The following is a 21,984-nucleotide window of genomic DNA, read 5'->3' as shown; positions in this document are numbered from 1 at the left end:
TGCTGTCAAACCCGCATGAAACTTATTCTTCCTCCCAGTGACCCAGTCGATTAATGATAGCGACTTTTAAATAATTACCCTCTGGATAGTCTTGATTTATGCGATAATCTTCTGGAAGACTATGCGATTCTAAAATTTTATAGCCTACCCCTTCTTCTCTAAATGATTGGTCGATAACTCTACGAAATTTTTTTCGACTCACACCAGCATGGTTCATAGAAGCAACTATAATGCCATTTTCTTCAGTGAGGCGAATGGCTTGCTGTAATAATCCTAAATAGTCTTTTGCAGCGCTAAATGTATATTTTTTAGATCTGGCAAAGCTAGGCGGGTCTAAAATAACAAGTCCATAACGATCGCCCCGCTTCTCCGCCCGTTTGAAAAAGGCGAACACATCCTCAACGATAATGTGCTGATTGGCTGGATCTACTTTATTAATACTAAACTGTTCAATCGTTTTCTCCCGACTCCGATTCGCTAAATCGACACTTGTGGTTTTTTCAGCACCGCCTAACGCAGCAAATACTGAAAACACACCTGTATATGAAAACGTATTAAGGACTGTTCTTCCCTTTGCATATTTATTAAACAGAGCTTCACGAACGTGTCGCTGATCCATGAACACCCCGACCATTGCACCTTCATTTAAATAGACAGCAATGTTCACATCGTTCTCTTTCACGATAAGTGGAAACTCTCCCCGTTCCCCCATAATAAAATCATCGTCTTCTACATATTTACCATCGGTAGCAAATCGCTTCTTCTCGTAGATCCCCCGATAGGCAGAATGTGACGCGAGAGCCTCTATAATCGTCTTTTTAAAGCGGTATATTCCTTCACTGTACCAATTTATCAAATAGTAGCCGTCAAAATAATCAATTGTCAATCCGCCAATACCATCCCCTTCTCCGTTAAAGAGACGAAAAGCAGTAGTACGCTCGTCTTCAAAAAACGGACGCCTCCTTCCAAATGCCTTGATCAATTTACGTCGGAATAGCCCTTCATCAACAGCTTCATCTTTTTTATCGGTGAGAATCCAGCCAAGTCCTTTATTTTGCAAGCCATAATAACCTCTCCCAATAAATGTTCCTTCTTCGTCAATAACATTTAGAATTTGTCCTTCTTCAACGAGTTTGTTTGGGTTAACAACTGCTTCTTTAAGTAACAGTGGATACCCAGCTCGATACTTTTTTGAAAAACGCATATTTATTTTAATGGTCGTTTCCATCCATATGTCCCTCCGTTCATCAACGTCTATCATACAAAACTTTTTCAGTAAAAGGAAGGCACGGTGACATAGTAAACTCGTTTCAGCAAGCTAAGACATCGAGAAATCAGGTGGTTCTCAACCCCGCCTGATTAAAAATTTCCACCTACACTATGGTTGTATAACTTCTATTATATCGTTCCTACTTACTTTTTTCTCCCGGTTATGCTACAGTAAATTGTTGAACAGCTGGTATTTTCACAAAGGTATAAACCTTAAAATAAAGGAAATCATCACCGTTCCTTAACATCATATCTTTCAACTGAGGAGGAATTACGATGGCTCACAGCCGAGAAGAAGAAGTACAATTATTAGGTAATACACAGGTGGAATATAAAACAGACTACGCTCCAGAGATTTTGGAGGCATTTGAAAACCGGCATCCGCACCGTAACTACTTTGTAAAATTCAACTGCCCTGAATTTACAAGTCTCTGTCCAAAAACGGGACAGCCTGATTTTGCCACAATTTATATCAGTTACATCCCTGATAAAAAAATGGTGGAAAGTAAATCATTAAAGCTTTATTTATTTAGCTTTAGAAATCATGGGGATTTTCATGAGGATTGCATGAATACGATTCTCGATGACCTCGTGTCATTAATGGACCCTCGCTATATTGAAGTATGGGGTAAGTTCACCCCCCGTGGCGGCATTTCCATCGACCCTTACGTTAATTATGGGAAACCCGATTCAAAATGGGAAGCTTTTGCAGAGCAACGCTTGCTTCAGCATGATCTCTATCCTGAAACGATTGATCATAGGTAAGTTCTTATAATGTTTATCAATACTACAAGAGACTGGACTACTACCGCCACTCTCGTTTGCCTCTATTTAGTAATATGTAAAGCCCGCTGCATCCTTATACAAGGATATAGCGGGCTTTTTTATTGTTATTTAGGTGCAACAACTGCTTTTAATGCTTCGTTCTTTTCACGATAAAGCCATTTGAATAATAGTGTCTGCATGATGAGGAAAAGTCCACCCACAGACCAATATAAAGGTAGAGCCGCAGCCACATTGAATGAAAACATACCCATCATAACCGGCGTGATATAACCTAGTATCGCCATTTGTTTTTGTTGAGCTGGATCCATGCCTTTTTGTGACACTTTAAACTGGATGAGATAAACCCCAGCTGCAATAAACGGCAGAATCATATCCGTTTCCCCTAGGTTAAACCATAAGAAGGTTTGCTGTGCTATTTCAGGTGTTCTCATAATGGCCCAGTAAAACCCGATAAGAATCGGAAATTGAATCAGCATCGGCAAGCAACCCATTGAAGTTAAAGGGTTGAAGTTATGCTTCTGGTATAGAGCCATCATTTCCTGCTGCATTTTTTGCTGGTCTTCCCTGTTTTTCTTATCTTTATATTTTTTTTGCACCTCGTCCATTTCTGGCTTCAGCACAGCCATTTTTTCCCGCATTGTCAATTGATTATTATATTGCTTCATCATAAGCGGCAACAGGCACAAGCGAATAATAAACGTCATAAAGATAATCGATAATCCGTAACTTCCATTAAAAATCCCAGCAAGAAATTTAATCGCAAATGAGAACGGAAACACAACAAAATGATTAAAGAACCCTGCTGTTTCAGAATCGATAGGCTCAGTACTTGCTTGACAGCCACTCAGCGTCAGCATCATTAATACGGCTGCTGCAATGAGAACAATGGCCTTTTTATGACGAGTGAATACAGATGTTTTTCCCACGTAAATCCTCCTCGAAGTGTTAGTAATAAACTTTCCTTCGAGGATAGATAGTCAGCATCATCTTCAGGCCCTTCCTTCCGGCCAGTCATTCTCGTCAACCATGAGAGACGGGCACCGCGCCGATCTTCCAGCATTTTTTCTGGAAGTAGTTGTGTATGCCAAGACGGTAACTTTTTTTGCATGATAAACCGGCCAGCAGCTGCTGAATTATGGGCCATGAAACGAATCATATGGGCCCCAGCAAAAGTCATATATAAACTAACCGTAATGAGGACAGGAAGAAAATCTTGATAAAATTCTACCATCATCTGTATTCACCTCCTTTAATTATGATCAAAACAGTTACACGTGCAACCGTTAGTGTTAAAACGTCTATCAACCAAACTAATTATCGTTGATTTTCTAGAAAAAGTCAAAGCATGATTTGTGACAATCTCAGACATGCATGCGTTAGATCTTTCTTACCATTTGTCAATTTAAGGGAGCGTAAAAGCCTCTGTCTCAGGTAGGTCATTAGCCTTATAATAAGGATATATAATTGATTATTTGTGTGGTTAAGCTGGCGTTAAAATACTCCTGCTAGCCACGAAGGAGATTACATGATTAAACTTATTTTAAGTACTATTATTATCATTGTCATGATCTGTTTATCACCTGTTTTTATTTGGTCGTTGTCAAGTGAACGACCTCTTGATGTAGCGATTATTAATAAAACTGTTCCTGATGAAAGCTATCGAGAGCACCGAAGTATTAGCTGGCTTTTGAACCATCACCGTTTTACACACTCAAACGGCCAACGTTACACAATTGCCGAAGACTACATCGGATTAAAACCAAATGAAGAAGAGGAGACTTTTGAGATTACGCCCTTCCCTGGAAATTTAAATGAAAAAGATTTGATCTATGTGGCGGATACGTACGGCGTTTATCAAGAAGAGGTGCCGTGGTACGAAGAAGAGGCAGAAAATGATGATACCCCTCCTACTCTCATAAACGGGGGCTTACAACTTGATGAGTGGCAGTTAATTAAAAATGCCGTTGAACAACACGGGACAGATCTCGTTATGGAATTTAATTCGTTTGCATCTCCAACGAGTGCCGACGTTAGGGAAAGTGTGACGAGTTTTTTGCAGGTGGATTGGTCAGGTTGGATAGGGCGTTATGCCATTGATCTGTCCACAGAAACAGGGGAGGTTCCCCAATGGCTCATATCCCTTTACGAAGGCGAAGAAAACAATTGGGATTATCATGGTGAGGGATTCATTCTTATTAATGAGTTTACAAATGACGTAATCGTACTGTCTCAAGAAAACGGTGATGTAAACACACCTGATATCCGTTTAGCTTTCACTGACAGAGGGACTGAGATGTTTGATTTAACCGTGAGTCAGCCTTACCATTACTGGTTCGACATTCTTGAACCTGAGTCTGAAGAACATGTACTCGCTTATTATGAGTGGGATCTGACGAATCACGCCAAACAAACATTAGCTGATGCTGGCATTCCAGCTACTTTTCCAGCTATCCTACACCATCATGTAAATGAAGCGAATGTTTTTTATTTTGCCGGTGATTACGCTGATATAACTGCAATCCCTTCCTTTTATCAGGCAAAAGGGTTTCAGCAGCTAAAAGGACTTTTAGCTTCAGAGCAGTTTTCTGTTGAGACAAGCTTCTTTTGGAACACCTATAGTCCGATGATGACCCGTATTTTTGACATGGCACAGCCTGATCCAGCGAATGACGCCTTGACAAAGGAGGAAGTGACTAGTGTGAATCAAGCGGAACATCATAATATCTCCTATCCCGCCCGAATACACGAGAATATGTACGAAGTGTTTAAAGACGGTGAATGGGAGATGCTCACATTAAAAGGCGTCAACCTTGGCATGGGCAAGCCTGGAACATTCCCTGGTGAAGCGGGCATTGTCCGTGATGAGTATGACCGTTGGTTCACACTTATTGGAGAAATGAATGCAAATGCTATCCGTATATATACCCTCCATCCACCAGCTTTTTATGAAGCCTTGTATGATTACAACCTTACTGCCGAAGAGCCTATTTATTTGTTGCATGGCATATGGATTGATGAGGAGCCATTAGAAGAAACGCTGGACGCCTTTGATGAAGAGATTGTAGCAACCTTTCAAGCTGAAATGAAAAAGGTGGTGGACGTCATACACGGGAATGCGGTCGTCCCACCTGAGCCAGGCCATGCTTCAGGAACGTACAACATAGACATTTCGCCGTATGTGATCGGATGGATTATTGGTATAGAGTGGTACCCGTTTATGGTGGATCAAATGGCGACTGATTATGACGGTTTGCCTGACTATCAAGGTGACTATGTCTACACAGAAGAGGCTGCTCCAATGGAAATTTGGCTCGCTGAACAGTTCGAGGTCCTGACCCGTTATGAAATTGAAGAATACGCCAGTATGAGACCGCTCAGTTACACAAACTGGGTGACGACAGACAACCTTGATCAGCCGGCAGAGCCAAATGAACAAGAGGATATGGCGTCTGTAGATCCAAATACAATTAAAGTAAAAAGTGATATTGCAGAAGCTGGCATGTTTGCGTCTTATCACGTTTATCCTTATTATCCTGATTTTTTAAACTTAGAAGAAAAATACACAGAATTTATTGATCATCGAGGAGAGCCCAATAACTATGCAGGCTATTTACACGACCTCCACGCTGCCCATGAGATGCCAGTATTAATTGCCGAGTTTGGCATCCCTGCCTCTCGGGGGCAAACACATCGTAACCCGTTCGGTTGGGATCAAGGATTTATATCGGAATCAGAGCAAGGGGAGATTCTCATTCGCTTGTTCGACGATATTTTAGAAGAGGAGATGTTGGGTGGTCTTGTGTTTACGTGGCAAGATGAATGGTTTAAGCGGACATGGAACACGATGGATTATGATAACGCAGACAGGCGTCCCTTTTGGTCAAATGCCCAAACGAATGAGCAGCAATTCGGCCTCCTAAGCTTTGATCGATTGAAAGTGAAAGTGAATGGCCGAGATGATTGGACAGATGGTTATCGTCTTTTTGAGAAGCAAGATGGCCACATGCGGGAGATGACGATGGATCATGACGAACGCTATGTGTACATTAAAACACATTTTGACGAGTTAAGTGACGCCTTTTGGGAAGACCATCAATATGAGCTTTATATAAGCGTCCGTGAAGAACAAGGTGTTCCGATTCAGACTATTGAAGGAAATGATGATCAGCCGTTCCTAGCTGACTTCCGTCTGACTATTAAGAGTGAAACAGAAGCAGCGCTTGAAATCGTCGGTGATTACGATTCTTTCTTTTATGACTATGCTGGACGATTGGACATGATTGACTACACAGAGAATGACATGAAAAATAAGCATAAGACGTTCCATCCCATTCGATTAGCATTAAATAAAGCACTCATTAGACCTGACACAGGAGAAACCTTTCCATTTGAAGACTATGAAACAGGAGAGCTTCGATTTGGTGTCGGTGACCCTCAAGATCCAGATTATGATTCGTTAGCGGATTATTATTATTCAGAGGAAACGGGCATCCAAGAAATCCGGATTCCTTGGATGCTATTAAACGCTCGCGACCCAAGTCAGAAAGAATTTATCGGGGATATGTGGGAAGAAGGGATTGAAGCCTCTATAACGATTGATGGTCTAGACGTAACTGCTATAGTGGCAAATGATAACGCCACTATAGATCACTTTAGTGACAAGCAAAGTGCTCGTTACACGTGGGTCAATTGGCAGCTTCCAGAGTATGAGGAAAGGTTAAAGCAATCTTATCGTATGATGCAGCAATTTTTCGAATCAATTGATTAAGTCACATCGTCATTTAGTTGGCAGCCTTCAAGAGATGACAGCCTTTATGACGTAATCAACCTGATTTTATTAAAAAGGTAACCGACTCTTTCTATGTTAGCTCAACACTACATAGGAAGAGGCGATTCCATTCGGACCAATTGAAATTTATCTAAAAAGGAAAATATCACTAAATTTAATATGTTAGAACTCACTACCATTCATAATACCCATTGCTCTTATCGGTTTTGGGAACAAGTTAAAAATCCGATTAGAGAAATAGACGGAAAAAATTCTCTTAAATAGTTATTAGCCTTGACAATAGCTTAATTAGGCGGAGAGATTCCGCTAATGACCCGGATAATCTGAGAGATGGGTCATTTTTCTTTGCATAACCGGAAAATTCCCCCTTATATCCTCCAGAATGAGCTCATTTCTCCATCTAACCGAAAAATCTCCGCTTATTTTACCCTCATTAATGACTCAATTATTGACAAGACTTCTTACCTAAAACTATACAGATTATAATAAAACATTTCTGTTACTTAGCCCCGCTGTAAGGCGAGGCTTTTTATTTCACTCCTTAAACAACATCTGATTTATCTCACTCCCACCCACTTCCATTAGATGCCTCATTATTATAAAACGAAGAGAGATGCCCCCAAAAGCTCGTACGCTAGTAGGACACCTCTTCTCTTAATAAATATAAGCTTATGAAACAGAAGGTGGAGAGTCATCTGGGAACAGTACTTCTCCTTCTTTCCTTTCGTTTGAGCTAACGAATTGTAGCAGTGTTTTGGACAATTCGTCAGGTGGATAAGGCTTTGTCAAATAATCTTTAATACCAAATTCCCTCATTTTATCTTCGGATTTATCAAGAGCAGATGAGATAATAATAGGAATTGTTTGAGTTTCAGGTGTTTCTTTTAGTTTCTTAATTAAGTCCCAGCCATCCATCTCTTCACCGAGCATTAAATCGACAACAATAGCGGAAAATGATTGTTGAACACTATCGTGATAAGCACTCACTGGATCAAAATGGTGAATAACTCGAAATCTGTTTGTTTTAAGCTCTTCAGAAAGTAAGAGCGCTAAACTGGCGTCATCCTCAACAATCATTACAGAGCCCTTCTGCGAAATAGGAGCGCCTTCTTGCTCTGTCGCCGTAATCACGTGACGCATAAGTGGTAAGTTAAAGGAGAAAGTGGTTCCTTTTCCTAATTCAGATTCAACCCATATACTTCCTTCATGATTTTCAATGATTTCCCTAGAGATAGCCAACCCAAGCCCTGTACCACCGATTTTTTTCCGATCGTGTTGGTCAATTCGTTGGAATTTACTGAAAAGTGTATCCATGTGCTCTTCTGGAATACCAAGCCCCTCGTCCTCCACGGTGACCATCAACATACTATCATGATTTCTTAGGGTCACTGTAATATCTCCGCCATCGGGAGAAAACTTAATCGCATTACTCAGAAGATTTGTAAGCACTTGTTGAATCCTAGCTTCATCCATCTTCACTCTAGCATCTAAGCTTTCATCAACAAATTTTAAATAGTGTTGTTTTTCGTGTTTAAAGTTGTTCATGACGTCCATAACGACCTTGTCCATTCGTTTTGTTTCCATAGTATAAGCTTGTGTACCAGCTTCCATCCTTTGTAAATCGAGAAAATTATTAATTAAGTTCGTCAGCCTCTGCGCTTCCTTATAAATCGTATCTAAATACTTCTTTTGTCTTTCCGGTTTCAAGCTTTTAGTTAGCAATAACTCTGTAAAACCAAGTACACTTGATAAAGGGGTTCGCAGTTCATGACTTACAGTACTTACGAGTTCAGATTTCATTTTGTCTAACTCATATTCTTTCGTAATATTCCGATGCACAAAGATGGTGCCAACTCTCTCCTGATTATGATACACACTCGTGCCATAGACGTTTATGACTCGGACGTCCCGATCTGTTTCTACTTCATATTGATAGTTCATCGTGCCATGAATATCGTCATTAATAAACTTGCTAATAAAATTTGCTAAACCGTCGGAATCTTGAACATACCTAGTAAACTTATCAAACCATCCATGTAGATCCACGTTCTCCTCACGAAGCACACCCTCACACTTGACCATTTGGCAAACAGCCTCATTATATTGCAGTACCTCGCCTTTAACGGAGACAAACATGATGCCTTCATTAAGGTTATCAATAATATCCTGACTCAGTTTACGCGATGTCTCCATTTCTTCATAAATAACCGTGCGCTCTAATGCAAGTGACGCCCTATTCATAATACCGTCTATTTCACTTATCTCTTCATCTGAAAACGGTTGACCAATCCGTGTTGCAGAAAAAATTGCCATGACTTTCTTTTCAGCGTCCATCACGCCTGAATAAAGATCGTACACATCAATCGGGTCATCAGCCATTCCTTGTTCAGCATTTTCCGATTTTCGCTTAATTACCACATGACGATCCTGTTGCAAGCGAATAATTAAATCACTTTTATCCGATTGAATAAAGCGATCTACCGTTTTTTCTGAAGCTCCCCTCGCTTTATAAATCCGCTCAGAAGTGAGCGTAAAAATACTTTTATCAAATAAATAAAGCTTATTAATGTAATTAAAAATGGAGGTGATAAAAGCTTCTTTATTTAGACTAAGTGAGATGGCATGGTTTAGCTGATTGAATAATTCAAGTTTTTCATTGGACGTCTTCATAGACGTAAGGTATTGCTGTAATTCTATCTGTTGGCATTGCAATTCTTCATATTGCGCAGTTAACTCTTCTTCTTTTTCACTAATACTCCTAGCCATATTATGAAAGGCATTTGACAATGATCCGAGCTCGTCTTGCCGATCCACAATTTCTAGTGTGACGTCTCTACCTGCTGCCAAATCATCAGCTGCTTCAGTCAAGCTTTCCAGAGGTTTAACTAATCGGGTTAACACACCTGAAAGAGCTATCATATAAAGCAACATCGTCGCGCCCATTAAAATTAAGCCTAAAAAACTTTGAAAATTAGCCGCTTCAACTGTTTCATCATAGAGGTTCGTCACTTGAGATGATAGTTTATTTTCCATCGCGGCTGTGCGCGAAAGGTAGCTCATAACAGACTCATTTGTTCCTTCATTCCAAAATTCCCGCAGCCCTTCATAATCATCATTTTCTACAAACGATATGGCTTGGGGCATTAAAGAAAATTCATAATTAACAATGAATTCTTCAAGCTGACGATAAAGCACTTCCTCATCTGCTGACAACGTGTAAGCATTCATTTGATTAAGCAATAGGTCCAGCCCAGATAAATGGATAAAGACCCGTTCCAAGTCTTCTTCACTTTGAAATGCTAAATAGGTTCTTCCACGAAAGATAAGGTTATTTAATGTACTATTAATGCTTTCTGTAAGCTCTGCTTTGTCTCTTAACTCTTGCTTTTTTTCAGCTAATTGACTCTGCTCATGGTACGTGTAAACACTTAACGCCCCTATAATGAAAAGAATAACAGTTAAAAGAAGCAGGGATGTTCGTAAAAAATAAGCTCTTATGCCTTTTCGCTTCCACATGTAGCTTCCTTTCATGAGAGAAGCTCCTTAATAATTCTGACTAGTTCCTCAGGACTGAATGGCTTCGGGATGAAGTAAACAATCCCTGCTTCCCTTGCCTCTTGCCGATCTTTCTCTTGCGCTTTAGCCGTAAGCATCACTAGCTTCGTTTGTTCTTTTACAGCTGGAGATACTTTTTCACATACGTCGATACCTGTCATTTCTGGCATCATATAATCAAGTAACGCTAAATCATAAATGCCTGTCTCTAATTTGTTTAGCGCCTCTCTCCCATCTTCCGCTTCTTCAACAACCCATTCTCCTTCTTCTTCTAATGTATCAACAATTAACATTCTTAAAATATCACTATCGTCTGCTACAAGAATTTTACTCATTTTCTACCTCCAACCATTAGCTATCAGATGAGATTCCTTTTCGTTTCATGTTTCCCCAATCGGCTTTCTTAGTAAATGTTTGAATCAAGCCACTACAACGCCACCACACCATTAAAGGACGATACCAAAAAGATTCTGTTAACGCCCAAAAAAACAGCACAAGCAAACTTTTTGTATCAGGGTATTTATGGTAGGTCCATTCCTCAAGTAACACTGCTAATGAGGATAAAAGTGATCCATACAGCACGGTCATCAAAAACATCACAATCGCTACATCCACTAATACAAAAGAAAATATAAGGCCGAATAAAATGACAAAATAACCGATGAGTTCAAAAACAGCACTTAACAATTCCACTAATAAATAATAAGGCATAGAAAAGAGCCCTATCCCTTTGTATTTCGGGTTGAACAACATTTTTTTATGAAGCCATAAAGTCTCTGCTAATCCCCGTTGCCAACGTTTTCTTTGTGAACGAAGGACGGCCGCACTATCAGGTGCTTCTGTCCAACAAACAGGATCTTGTATATACTCGATTCTTTGCTTAGATTTTTCTTCTTTAATCGACCGGTGCATACGCACGATTAATTCCATATCTTCCCCAACCGTTTTCGCATTGTATCCGCCAACTTTAACAACTCTATTTTTTTCAAAAACACCAAAGGCTCCTGAAATAATCAGCAGGATATTCATTCTGCTTAATCCCAATCTACCAATTAAGAAAGCTCGAAAATACTCAATAATTTGCATCAACTCAATGGGGCCTTTTGGAAGGACGATTTTCTCAACTTGGCTTTTCGTAATCGTTGAACCGTTTGCAATACGAACCGTCCCACCAGTAGCTGTCACTAAGCCGTTTGAATCAATAATTGGTTTCATGATTTTTAGGAGAGCATCACTGTCAAGAATACAATCCCCGTCTACTGCTGCAAAGTAAGGATAGCGTGAGAAATTAATGCCGGCATTTAAGGCATCAGCTTTCCCCCCATTATCTTTTCTCAATAGAAATAAGTTCGGATATAATGTCGATTGGTAGGCTTTCGTCACTTGCTTTGTATCAAAATATCGACGTAGAGCTAAGTTTATTTCCTTCATTTTAAATTGCTCAATCACTTTGCCACTTGTATTATCTTTTGATCCGTCATCTATGACAATGATTTCAAATTGTGGGTAACTCAGACCCAGCATCGACCGGACCGTAGTGGATACACCGACTTCTTCATTGTAAGCTGGTACCAGTACTGACACAGGGAAAGTATCCTTATTAAATACCATCTCTTCTACATAATCTTGCTGATTTAAGAAACGTTCTTTTTTGATTCGCGGGCCGGCAATTAAAAATAAAATCAAATAGGTGAGCCCAACTAACCCCATATAAAGGATGACACTAACAGCTGTTATATTGACGATTAATGATACCCATTCCTCGCCGGTCATACTTGTCCACCCGCTCTCATCGTTAGCGTTTGTTTCGCCATATCTTTTGCATACATATCTTCATGTTGCTCACTTAAATAGGCAAGCAGAATTTCCCCATCTGTCATCTTTTTCAAGGCTTCACATGCTTGAAATCTCACCCACCAAACACGATCACCTGCAAGAAGAATGAGATAATCGCTAAACTCTGTGAGCTTCATCATCCCTGTTAGCTTAGCCGCATGTAGTCTCTCTTCCCAATGCTCTGACGTAAAAAATGGGACAATAATAGTGGGGTTAGAACAGTATTGATATTGATGTAAGCTCTTTAACGCCTTAATCCTCGTTTCTTTAGATTGATGGGTAAGCATATATTCAATAAAAGGAAGAAATTCATAATAACCAGATTCCCCACAGTAATCTATGAAAGCTTGTCTAATCGCGTAAGGAACGTCATCCTCATCTTTTTTAAGCACCACCATTATGTCTGTTAAAAAGCTCAGAGGCAATCTGCGTAATATTTCTTTGATTAATCCTATAGACATATTGGGACGGCTAAACATGTATTCAAGTAAACTCTCCTCTTGAAACGACGCCAATATTCGCAATGTTTGCCGATATTCTTCATCGATAATCGTAATGGCATGAAGATGTTCTTTGACATCCTCTCTTAATGAAAGCATCATAAAATCCTCAATTAAATAAAGAGCATTCATTCTTTTAGACCAATTACTAGATTTGAGCTTCTTACGATAAATCGTAGCTAAATGTGCTTCAGCTGATTGCTGAATACGCGCCTTCCCTGCTGAGTCAGTCATAATATTAGTAAACCCTGAGAGAATTCTTTCAAGTACTTTTTGCTTTAACTCATCATTTTTAGGAAGTATAGGTTCTATATCAGTGTCTCCTGTTAAATATGAGAGGTAATCAGGGAACAGCTCATGATACAATCGGTTAGCTGTATTATCTTTTTTTATTGCCCACGTTTTCGTCGTATATAAGTAAACAAGTAAGAGCAGTTGACACACGAAAAGGCCGAGTGTTAGTAATAAAACGAGTTCAAGCATTAGTTAAACATTCTTTCAAGTAGTCTGTCGATACGGGCAGCCACCTCATTGGCATTAAAAGGCTTTACCATGTAATCATCCGCTCCAAGGTTGAGCGCTCTAGCGACTTCAACCTCTCCCTTTCTTGCTGTGAGCATAGAAATGACAATGTTTTTATTGCCGTATGTTTCTCTCAACTTTTGCAAGACTTCAATACCATCCATCTTCGGCATTCTCCCATCCAAAAGAATCATAAATTGCTGGTCAGTTTGATACCAAGATCCTTCTAAGAATGCTACCCCATCTGGAAATGTTCGTACTTTAACAGGGCGTCCAGCTACCTCTCCCCTTTTATTAAAATGATGCGTCATCATTTGTCTTACTACCTCATCATCATCCACAATAATAATCGTCACAAAATCTTTTAATTCCGTATATTCCAGCGCTTCTTCGTAAAACTGCGTTTTATTTCTTCCCGTCTCTTTCGCATGATATAAGGCTTTATCAGCCTGCTCAATAATTCGATTTAAGTGGTCATCATTGACCGTCACTTCTTTAATACCTGCTGAAAACATGACATTGAACGTGTTATCCCCTGCAGTAAATGTGACGTTACTAAACAACTGGCGCCACGCTTTAATACGCTCAAAGGCTTCCTCTTTGGAAGTACCAGGCATCACAATGGCAAATTCTTCACCACCATAACGACTAATTGTATCCAATGGCGCTTTGATTTTCATAAACGAATGGACAAATTCTTTTAACACTTCATCCCCTTTTGGGTGGCCGAAGCGATCATTAACAGATTTAAAATGATCAATGTCCACAATAATGAACGATAAAGCCGCCATTCTATCATCCTTCTTCAACATTACCAACTGAGAAGAAAGTTCACGTTCTAAATATTTACGATTATACGCTCCCGTTAATTCATCTTCACCTATCTGTTTCAGCATATGTTTTCGATACCGTATACGATTATGAAGGAAAGGGACAAGAACGTTCATATTTAAGGGTTTAGCAATAAAATCTGTCGCCCCCATTTCATAAGCTTTAATGCGATTCCCCTCATAATCAGATGTCCCCACCATCACGATCGGTACCACATCTTTTTGAGCTTTTACGAAAATTTGTTTAAGAAGTTCTATACCATCGATGTCTGGAAGGGCTTGGTCTAAGATGATCAAGCTCGGTTTCACTTGATAGAACAGCTCTAATCCTTTTTCTCCCGTTAAAGCAATGACAACTTGAAACCCTTCCCTTTCAAGGAAGGTTTTGGTGTGGGTAACAAACTCCACATCATCATCAATAACTAAAATAAACGGTACATCTGCCTGACTCACTGGTGTTTCAAGGTTTATTGGTTGTGTCATTTCATCGGTTTTATCATGAAATAGGGACGGTTCAAAAGCACTTTCAATCCGTTCCACAAACGGTAACCATTCTGTCTTTCCCCATAGCTTCTCTGATTCGACATCAGTATAATCAAGTAAAGCTTCTGCTTCTTCTGAGAGCTTATCCATCCCAATCGTGCCAGCTGTCCCTTTGATACTATGCAATAAGTGGTAAACTTCATATTCATGAACGTTTCCTTTATTTCGCCAATTTCCGACCGTTTTTTTGATTCGATCGTACATCATTTGTTGATATTTTTTCACATCTATCACACCTTGTTAAAGGATCCTTAAGCTTGTTACGTTATGGCCTATATTAAAGCCATTATACATGCCTTCTAAACAAAAAGTATAGCGTTTTTAGGACATTAGCACTATAACCCCATTTACTAGCTGTAAATGGGGTTTAAATACCTATTGATTTTTAGTATGAGATTAGAAAACAACGTCGTATCACGTTTTATTCATTAATTTTCATCTAGCAATTCACACGTTATCATAGTCTAAAAAAGAAGAGGAAATTTCTTGCAAGCTATGTGATTCACTTTTTCCCACTCTCATTAATCAGTAGAAATACCTTTTCGTTTCATATTGCCCCAATCCGCCTTCTTTGTTAACGATTGAATTAAACCAGAAAAGCGCCACCATACCATGAGGGGACGATACCAAAATGATTCTGTTAATGCCCAGAAAAAAAGGACAATTAAGCTTTTGGTATCAGGGTATTTATGATAAGTCCATTCCTCTAATAAGACGGCCAATGATGATAACAAGGAGCCATAAAAAACAGTCACTATAAACATGACAATCACTATATCCAGTGATACAAAAGAAAACAACAGTCCACTCATAATCACAACATAACCAACAAGTTCAAAGACGGCACTTAATAATTCCACAATTAAATAATAGGGCATCGAAAACAGGCCAATTCCCTTATACTTTGGGTTAAACAGCATCTTTTTATGAAGCCAGATGGTCTCTGCCAAACCCCGTTGCCACCGCTTCCGCTGAGAACGAAGGACTGCCGCATTGTCAGGGGCTTCTGTCCAGCATACAGGATCTTGTATATACTCGACTCTTTGGTTCGACTTTTCTTCCTTAATCGAACGGTGCATACGGACAATGAGTTCCATATCTTCGCCAACGGTCTTAGTGTTGTAACCACCAACTTTCACGACTCTCTTTTTTTCAAAGACACCAAAAGCCCCAGAAATAATCAATAGTATATTCAATCGACTTAACCCAAGCCGCCCTATTAAGAAGGCGCGAAAATATTCGATAATTTGCATAAGTACTATCGGCCCTTTAGGGAGAGCTATTTTTTCTACTTGGCTTCTCGTAATAGTTGACCCGTTGGCAATACGGACGGTTCCGCCCGTAACTGTGACTAAACCGTTTGAATCAATGATAGGTTTCATTACTTTAAGGAGGGCATCGTGATCTAGAATACAATCACCGTCTACTGCTGCAAAATAAGGATAACGAGAGAAATTAATCCCAGCATTCAAGGCATCCGCCTTGCCTCCGTTTTCTTTTCTTAACAGAAATATATTCGGATGCACTGTCGATTGATAAGCTTTGATGACATCCTTCGTGTTAAAATATTTCCGTAAAGCTACATCAATTTCCGTCATTTTAAATTCTTCAATCACTTTTCCACTCGTATTGTCTTTTGAACCATCATCTATCACGATGATTTCATATTGTGGATAATTTAACCCAAGCATAGAGCGGACGGTAGTGTAAATGCCAACTTCTTCATTATAAGCTGGTATGAGAACAGACACTGGAAACGTATCCTTATTAGATGTAAGTTCCTCTACATACTCTTCCTGATTTAAAAAACGTTCCTTTTTGATACGCGAACTTGCGATCAAAAATAAGATTAAATAAATGAGACCTACTGTAACCATATATATGATAGCGATAACCGCAAGTATCAATGTGAGGAGTGATAGCCACTCTTTGTCTATCATACATGTCCCCCCACTCTCATTGTTAGCGACTGCTTTGCCATATCCTGTGCATATACATCTTCATGGCGTTCAGTTAAATAAGTCAGTAATATCTTTCCATCTGACATTTGTTTTATCGCTTCGCATGCCTGAAATCTCACCCACCACACTCTGTCACCTGCAAGTAGCATGAGGTAGTTACTAAACTCAGTTAGATTCATCTCCCCTGTTAGTTTCGCCGCATATAAACGCTCTTCCCAATTTACAGAGGTAAAGAATGGGATGATCAACTCTGGACTCGTGCAATATTGATAGTGATAGAGACTTTTCAATGCTTTAATACGCGTTTCCTTAGAGGTGTCGCCAAGCATTGATTCAACAAATGGCAATAATTCATAATAACCGGCTTCTCCACAATAATCGATAAACGCATATTTAACGGCCCCAGGAGTCTCTTCACCTTTCTCTTTGATCATACCCATTAAGTCTATTAAAATATTCAGAGGCAATCTTCGCATTATTTCTTTAATCAGCCGCTGAGACATATGGGGATGACTAAGAATATAATCAAGCAAACTTTCTTCCTCAAAAGACGCTAGTGTCCGTAATGTTTGTCTATATTCTTCATCCATCGTCTCAACTGAGTTTAAGTGCTCTTTGATATCTTCTCGTAAAGCGTCCATCATGAACTCTTCTATTAAATAAAGCGCATTTAGTCGTTCAGACCAGTTTCCTGTTTTAAGAGTTTTACGATAACAATCTAACAACTGGCACTCTGCCACTTCCTTTACTCGCTGGTTTCCAACGGGATCGGTCACAACATGAGCAAAGCCAGTGAGAATCCTCTCCAACACTACCTGCTTTAATTTTGATTTTTGAGGAAGCCATGGTTCTATATCGGAATCACCTGTTAAAAATGGCAGGTACTTAGGGAAAAGCTGTTGAAATAAGCTGTTGGCTTCATCATTTCTTTTAATGATCGATTTTTTTTCCGTATATAAGTAAATGAGCAGACTTAATTGGATGATAAGTAAGACACCCACTATGAGTAATGTATTATTAACCATCAATTAAGCACTCTTTCAATCAGCCTGTCTACGCGAACGGTCACTTCATTCACATTAAAAGGTTTAAACATATAATCATCGGCCGCCAGATTCAATGCTCTTGCAACATCTATTTCACCTTTTTCAGTCAGCATAGAGATAACAATGTTTTTATTGCCATAAGTCTCTCGTAGTTTTTGCAACACTTCTATCCCGTCCATCTTCGGCATTCTCCCATCTAATAGAATCATAAACTGCTTGTCAGGTTGGTACCAAGTCCCTTCTAAAAGCGAAATACCATCTGAATATGTGCGAACTTTCACACGGCGCCCCGCCACTTCTCCTCGTTTTTTAAAGTGATAAGTCATCACTTGCCTGACTATCTCGTCGTCATCCACAATAATGATGGTAACAAAATCTTTAAAGTCAACGTATTCTAAGGTCTCTTTATAACATTCACTTCTATTCCTACCCATTTTTTTTGCAAAATGTAAAGCTTTATCTGCTTTCTCTATGACACTTTTTATTTGATCATCTTTTTTTCCTACTTCTTTGATCCCTGCGGAAAACGTCACCTTAAAAGATGTTTTTCCTGCCATAAAAGTCTTCTTGTTAAATATATCTCGCCAAGCTTCAATGCGTTTAAGTGCTTCTTCCTCAGTCGTATCCGGCATCACAATGGCAAATTCCTCACCGCCATAGCGACTAATCGTATCCGCCGGTTCTTTAATTAGCATAAACATGTTAACAAATGTTTTTAAAACCTCATCGCCTTTCACATGTCCGAATTGGTCGTTTACTATTTTAAAACGGTCTAAATCAACTATTACGAATGAAAATAACTTATTTTTGTCATCATGCTTCGCTATGGTCAATTGGTAAGATAACTCACACTCTAAATATTTTCTATTAAACGCTCCCGTTAATTCATCTTCACCAATTTGCTTAATGATATGCTGGCGATAACGAATACGATTATGTAGGAGGGGGACAAGAACATTCATGTTCAATGGCATAGTAATAAAATCTGTTGCTCCTAGTTCATAGGCTTTGACACGATTTTTCTCACAACAAGAAGAACTGACCATAACAATTGAAGTCATCTCCTTTTGCGCATCTACAGTCATTTGTTCAAGAAATGCAATACCATTCATATCCTGTAGTACGTGACCCAAGATAATTAAACTCGGTTTCACTTGATAAAACAGCTCAAAACCTTTTTTACCTGATAAAGCCGTGACGACTTTGAAACCCTCCTCTTCAAGAAATGTTTTAATTCCCTTTATGAATTTCAAGTCATGATCAATAACAAGAATGAAGGGCAGCTCCTTTTGCCTTACCCTATCCAAAAGAGACCAATCCCTTGATTTTTCTCCAATTAATAAGTCAGGTTTACATATTCTTTCAATACGCTCTACAATTGGTAACCATTCAGATTTGTTCCACCATTGTTCTGATTGTGTATCTATCTCTTTTAGAAGAGCCATGACTTCTTCAGATAGAGCCTTCATCTCAATAACATCAGCCGTCCTTCTAACATTATGTAAAAAATGGTAAATATCGTGTCTATGCACAATTTTTTCACTGTGCCAACTATTAAGTGTTTCTCGTATTTGGCTATACATCATCTCTTGGTATTTCTTCACATGCATCCCACCTTGTTAGAGGATCACTAAGCTGTTATTTGAATTATCGCAATTATACAACCGTTTTTAACAAAAAACGACACTTTTTCTTAATTCACCTAGAAAAGTATTAGATGAACAGGTCATTAGAACTGAGGGTTCATGGGGTATGGGTGGGTATTCCTCCCTGAATTTTTAACACGGCTCTACTTACTTGTTTTTTATTAAATTGTCATATTTAGCTTTGTTTCCTTTACTTCTTTATCACCTACAAACCCTTTTAACACAACGACAGAAGAACCTAAATGGCGTTCTATAAATTAGAAGACGACATGCTTTGACAAATCCATTAGCTCTACTATCTTTTTACCATGTTGGTAGTTTTACTAGTTCTTTCGGCGTTCTTCTTAGTCTTCTCACTCCTAACGCACTTTACCATGGCTTTAGTGAGGTGATTGTTTTACCTTTTTCAGTGTCTTTAGTCGTTGTTTTGGGAGCTATCATCATGAGGGGGTTTATTCATAATTTTGGTTAATATGTTAAAAACAATAAAAAAAGAGGGGTTTATACGCCTGTTCATCATTTGCCACATTTGCACAAGTCAAAAAGTGCGGAAAGAATATCTCTCCACACTTTCTACCCCCACCATTTTACTTAAATGAGCTGACCGTTCATATTTTAAGCACATCGTGGGATTCTGATTATACTATGACCGTCTAAAAATTCACCGCACGTTTACTATCTGCTTTGATCTGCAGGAAAGCGAACTTTTAGTTGATCTCGCGCTTCTGTCATGACTTGAGACGTCGATAGAGACGTGGATAAAGAATTTATTTCGTCATCTGTTAATTCACCGCTAATTCTCTTATGAAATGCTTCAATTTCATATGTCATCGTCGGCTTTATTTGATCTTCAGATATGATCTCTTCTGATCCGTCTCGATAGTAAATACGTATATCAGATAGCGTCTGAATATGATCGATCACGACCGTCCCGTTTTCTCCCTGAATTTCAGACGGTAAGCGTGAATTCGTAATTTTAGAGTACATTGCCACCCCTTCCATTTCAGGGTAAGTTAGTATGACCGTTCCTTCACCGTCTACACCTGATTCAAGCATTATACCAGTAGCTTGAACATTTTCAGGTTTACCAAATAAATCTATGATGGGATAGAGGCAATACAGTCCGATATCCATAATTGAGCCATTTGACAATTCTGGTTTAAATGCATTGAGGACATTCCCTTCTTTATAAGCATCATATCTTGAAGAGTATTGACAATAATTAGTGACAATGCGGCGAATTGGCGCGATTTTACCGATGGCCTCACGGAGATTTTTGAAATTAGGAAGCGCTGTGTTTTTCACTGCTTCCATTAATACAACACCATATTTTTCAGCTGTTTGAATCATGTCAGCAACCTCTTTATCGTGTGACGCTATAGGCTTTTCACACAAAACATGCTTACCGTGCTGCATACAAAGGATCGCTTGTTCAGCATGCAATGCTGTGGGACTTGCTATATAAACAGCGTCTATTTCGTGACTTGCAGCCATATCTTCAAGCTGTGTAAAGGTATGCTTGGCACCATGCTTTTGCGCAAACTCCTTCGCTCTCTCTTCCGTTCGTGAATAAACGGCTGTTAATTTAAAATCGTTAGTCACTTGACCCGCTTCCACAAACCAATCTGTTATAAAATTTGTCCCAATGACACCGTATCTAATCATCTATTATTCCTTCTTTCTTTATTTAAAAATGGCTAACGGCAAGTAGGCAGAGACGAGGTAGTGAGGCATATCGACCACCGCACTTTGCTTTAAGTCCACTGCCACACTGCACAGTGCATAGGCCTCAACATCCGATAAGCCATAATGACCTACAAGGTGTTCAATCATAAAACTAATCGCTTTTTTAGTGGCCGTTAATAAGTCTTCTCCGTAACCCGTTGTCGCAAAATATCCTTTTTCTTCAGTCCCCGTATTAAGAGAGCCAGGTGTGGTAAATTGTGGTTCATAAATTTGTTTTTGCTTATGTAACTTAAATCGAAGCTGAACGTCCATCGGTGCTTCAATAGCCGTCCCACACACTTCTCCATCTCCTTGTGCGGCATGCGTATCACCGACAGAAAACAAGGCCCCTTCCACCCATACAGGTAAGTAGAGCTTAGCACCTTTTGTTAAATGTTTAATATCCATATTCCCTCCGTTTTTGCGAGGAGGCACGATATTATGCGGCCCGGGCTCAGGCAACGCCACACCAATTGTTCCAGGGAATGGGGCGATCGGTATTTCAATTCCCGGCAGGAACTCAGCTTTATCAGCTTTTAAATCCCATATTTTCAAGTAAGGATCCTGGAATTGCGCCTGTAACAGGCCAAAGCCTGGCGTAACCGCCGTCCATCCCCAGTCCTGTGGACCAAAGCTTTCAATTTCCACTTCTAGCGTATCTCCAGGCATGGCTCCTTCAATATACACGGGGCCATTCACAGGGTTTACTCGTTGGAAGTCTACTCGACCGAGGTCCTCAGTGGTCGAAGCGGGAGTCAGCTGCCCTGCCGAGGCATCTGTTACTTCGAAATTTAACCGCTCACCCGGTGTTATGACATGTACGGGCTCAAGGGCATTATCCCAATTAAAGTGATGACAATGGCGATGAATTGTATAATGTTGCTTCATAGTTATCCCCTTTACCATGTATGCATTGAATGACTAGTCCCCTCCATAATAGCATATCCTATTAAAACATTTCAGATATGAGCCTAGT

15 protein-coding genes are annotated in these 21,984 nt (G+C 39.5%); 2 read left to right on the top strand and 13 right to left on the bottom strand.

From position 1 onward, the window contains the following. Positions 1-22 precede the first annotated feature (22 nt). Positions 23-1,228, bottom strand: a complete 1,206-nt coding sequence (locus BK581_RS14575; protein ID WP_407690339.1) for a class I SAM-dependent rRNA methyltransferase — start codon at positions 1,226-1,228, stop codon at positions 23-25. 317 nt (positions 1,229-1,545) lie between these two features. Here BK581_RS14575 and queF point away from each other — a divergent pair, with 317 nt between their 5' ends. Further along, on the top strand, positions 1,546-2,034 hold the full coding sequence (gene queF / locus BK581_RS14570; RefSeq protein WP_078578845.1) for a preQ(1) synthase: 489 nt from the start codon (positions 1,546-1,548) through the stop codon (positions 2,032-2,034). Between the two features lie 125 nt (positions 2,035-2,159). Here the strand turns inward: queF and yidC are convergent, their stop codons facing one another. Both yidC and BK581_RS14560 read right to left on the bottom strand, forming a co-directional pair. Further along, positions 2,160-2,981 carry a membrane protein insertase YidC gene (gene yidC / locus BK581_RS14565; RefSeq protein WP_245829063.1) on the bottom strand — a complete coding sequence of 274 codons (822 nt, stop codon included), beginning with the start codon at positions 2,979-2,981 and terminating at the stop codon, positions 2,160-2,162. Then, the gene (locus BK581_RS14560) at positions 2,915-3,289 is read right to left on the bottom strand and encodes a hypothetical protein (RefSeq protein ID WP_078578844.1); all 375 of its coding nucleotides are present in this window, start codon (positions 3,287-3,289) and stop codon (positions 2,915-2,917) included. Before BK581_RS14560 ends, yidC begins: the two co-directional genes overlap by 67 nt. Positions 3,290-3,580: 291 nt before the next feature. Between BK581_RS14560 and BK581_RS14555 the strand changes: the two genes are divergently transcribed. Continuing rightward, positions 3,581-6,823, top strand: a complete 3,243-nt coding sequence (locus tag BK581_RS14555; protein WP_078578843.1) for a hypothetical protein — start codon at positions 3,581-3,583, stop codon at positions 6,821-6,823. 690 nt (positions 6,824-7,513) lie between these two features. On the opposite strand, the gene BK581_RS14550 is transcribed toward BK581_RS14555, so the two are convergent. From BK581_RS14550 to BK581_RS14505, 10 genes are all read right to left on the bottom strand, one after another. Next, positions 7,514-10,375: an ATP-binding protein gene (locus BK581_RS14550; protein WP_078578842.1), complete on the bottom strand. Its 2,862-nt coding sequence runs from the start codon at positions 10,373-10,375 to the stop codon at positions 7,514-7,516. Next, positions 10,372-10,734: a response regulator transcription factor gene (locus BK581_RS14545; protein WP_078578841.1), complete on the bottom strand. Its 363-nt coding sequence runs from the start codon at positions 10,732-10,734 to the stop codon at positions 10,372-10,374. The genes BK581_RS14550 and BK581_RS14545 overlap by 4 nt, the downstream gene beginning before the upstream one ends. A 16-nt stretch (positions 10,735-10,750) precedes the next feature. Next, positions 10,751-12,172: a glycosyltransferase family 2 protein gene (locus tag BK581_RS14540; protein ID WP_078578840.1), complete on the bottom strand. Its 1,422-nt coding sequence runs from the start codon at positions 12,170-12,172 to the stop codon at positions 10,751-10,753. Beyond that, the gene (locus tag BK581_RS14535) at positions 12,169-13,218 is read right to left on the bottom strand and encodes a HEAT repeat domain-containing protein (protein ID WP_078578839.1); all 1,050 of its coding nucleotides are present in this window, start codon (positions 13,216-13,218) and stop codon (positions 12,169-12,171) included. Before BK581_RS14535 ends, BK581_RS14540 begins: the two co-directional genes overlap by 4 nt. Continuing rightward, positions 13,218-14,855 carry a response regulator gene (locus BK581_RS14530; protein WP_078578838.1) on the bottom strand — a complete coding sequence of 546 codons (1,638 nt, stop codon included), beginning with the start codon at positions 14,853-14,855 and terminating at the stop codon, positions 13,218-13,220. Before BK581_RS14530 ends, BK581_RS14535 begins: the two co-directional genes overlap by 1 nt. A gap of 296 nt (positions 14,856-15,151) precedes the next feature. Next, on the bottom strand, positions 15,152-16,570 hold the full coding sequence (locus BK581_RS14525) for a glycosyltransferase family 2 protein (RefSeq protein WP_078578837.1): 1,419 nt from the start codon (positions 16,568-16,570) through the stop codon (positions 15,152-15,154). Continuing rightward, entirely contained in the window at positions 16,567-17,616 is a 1,050-nt protein-coding gene (locus BK581_RS14520; RefSeq protein ID WP_078578836.1) for a HEAT repeat domain-containing protein, read from the bottom strand. The genes BK581_RS14525 and BK581_RS14520 overlap by 4 nt, the downstream gene beginning before the upstream one ends. Then, positions 17,616-19,241, bottom strand: coding sequence for a GGDEF domain-containing response regulator (locus tag BK581_RS14515; protein ID WP_169837721.1), 1,626 nt, complete (start codon positions 19,239-19,241; stop codon positions 17,616-17,618). The genes BK581_RS14520 and BK581_RS14515 overlap by 1 nt, the downstream gene beginning before the upstream one ends. A 717-nt stretch (positions 19,242-19,958) precedes the next feature. Beyond that, positions 19,959-20,948 carry a Gfo/Idh/MocA family protein gene (locus tag BK581_RS14510; RefSeq protein ID WP_078578834.1) on the bottom strand — a complete coding sequence of 330 codons (990 nt, stop codon included), beginning with the start codon at positions 20,946-20,948 and terminating at the stop codon, positions 19,959-19,961. An 18-nt stretch (positions 20,949-20,966) separates the two neighbouring features. Beyond that, a complete protein-coding gene (locus BK581_RS14505) occupies positions 20,967-21,896 on the bottom strand; it encodes an acetamidase/formamidase family protein (protein ID WP_078578833.1) in 930 nt (309 codons plus the stop codon). Between the last annotated feature and the right edge of the window lie 88 nt (positions 21,897-21,984).

This window comes from Salipaludibacillus agaradhaerens (genome assembly GCF_002019735.1).
Lineage (GTDB): Bacteria > Bacillota > Bacilli > Bacillales > Salisediminibacteriaceae > Salipaludibacillus > Salipaludibacillus agaradhaerens.
The sequence above is the reverse complement of the archived record's forward strand: the minus strand, read 5'-3'. Positions and strand labels throughout refer to the sequence as shown.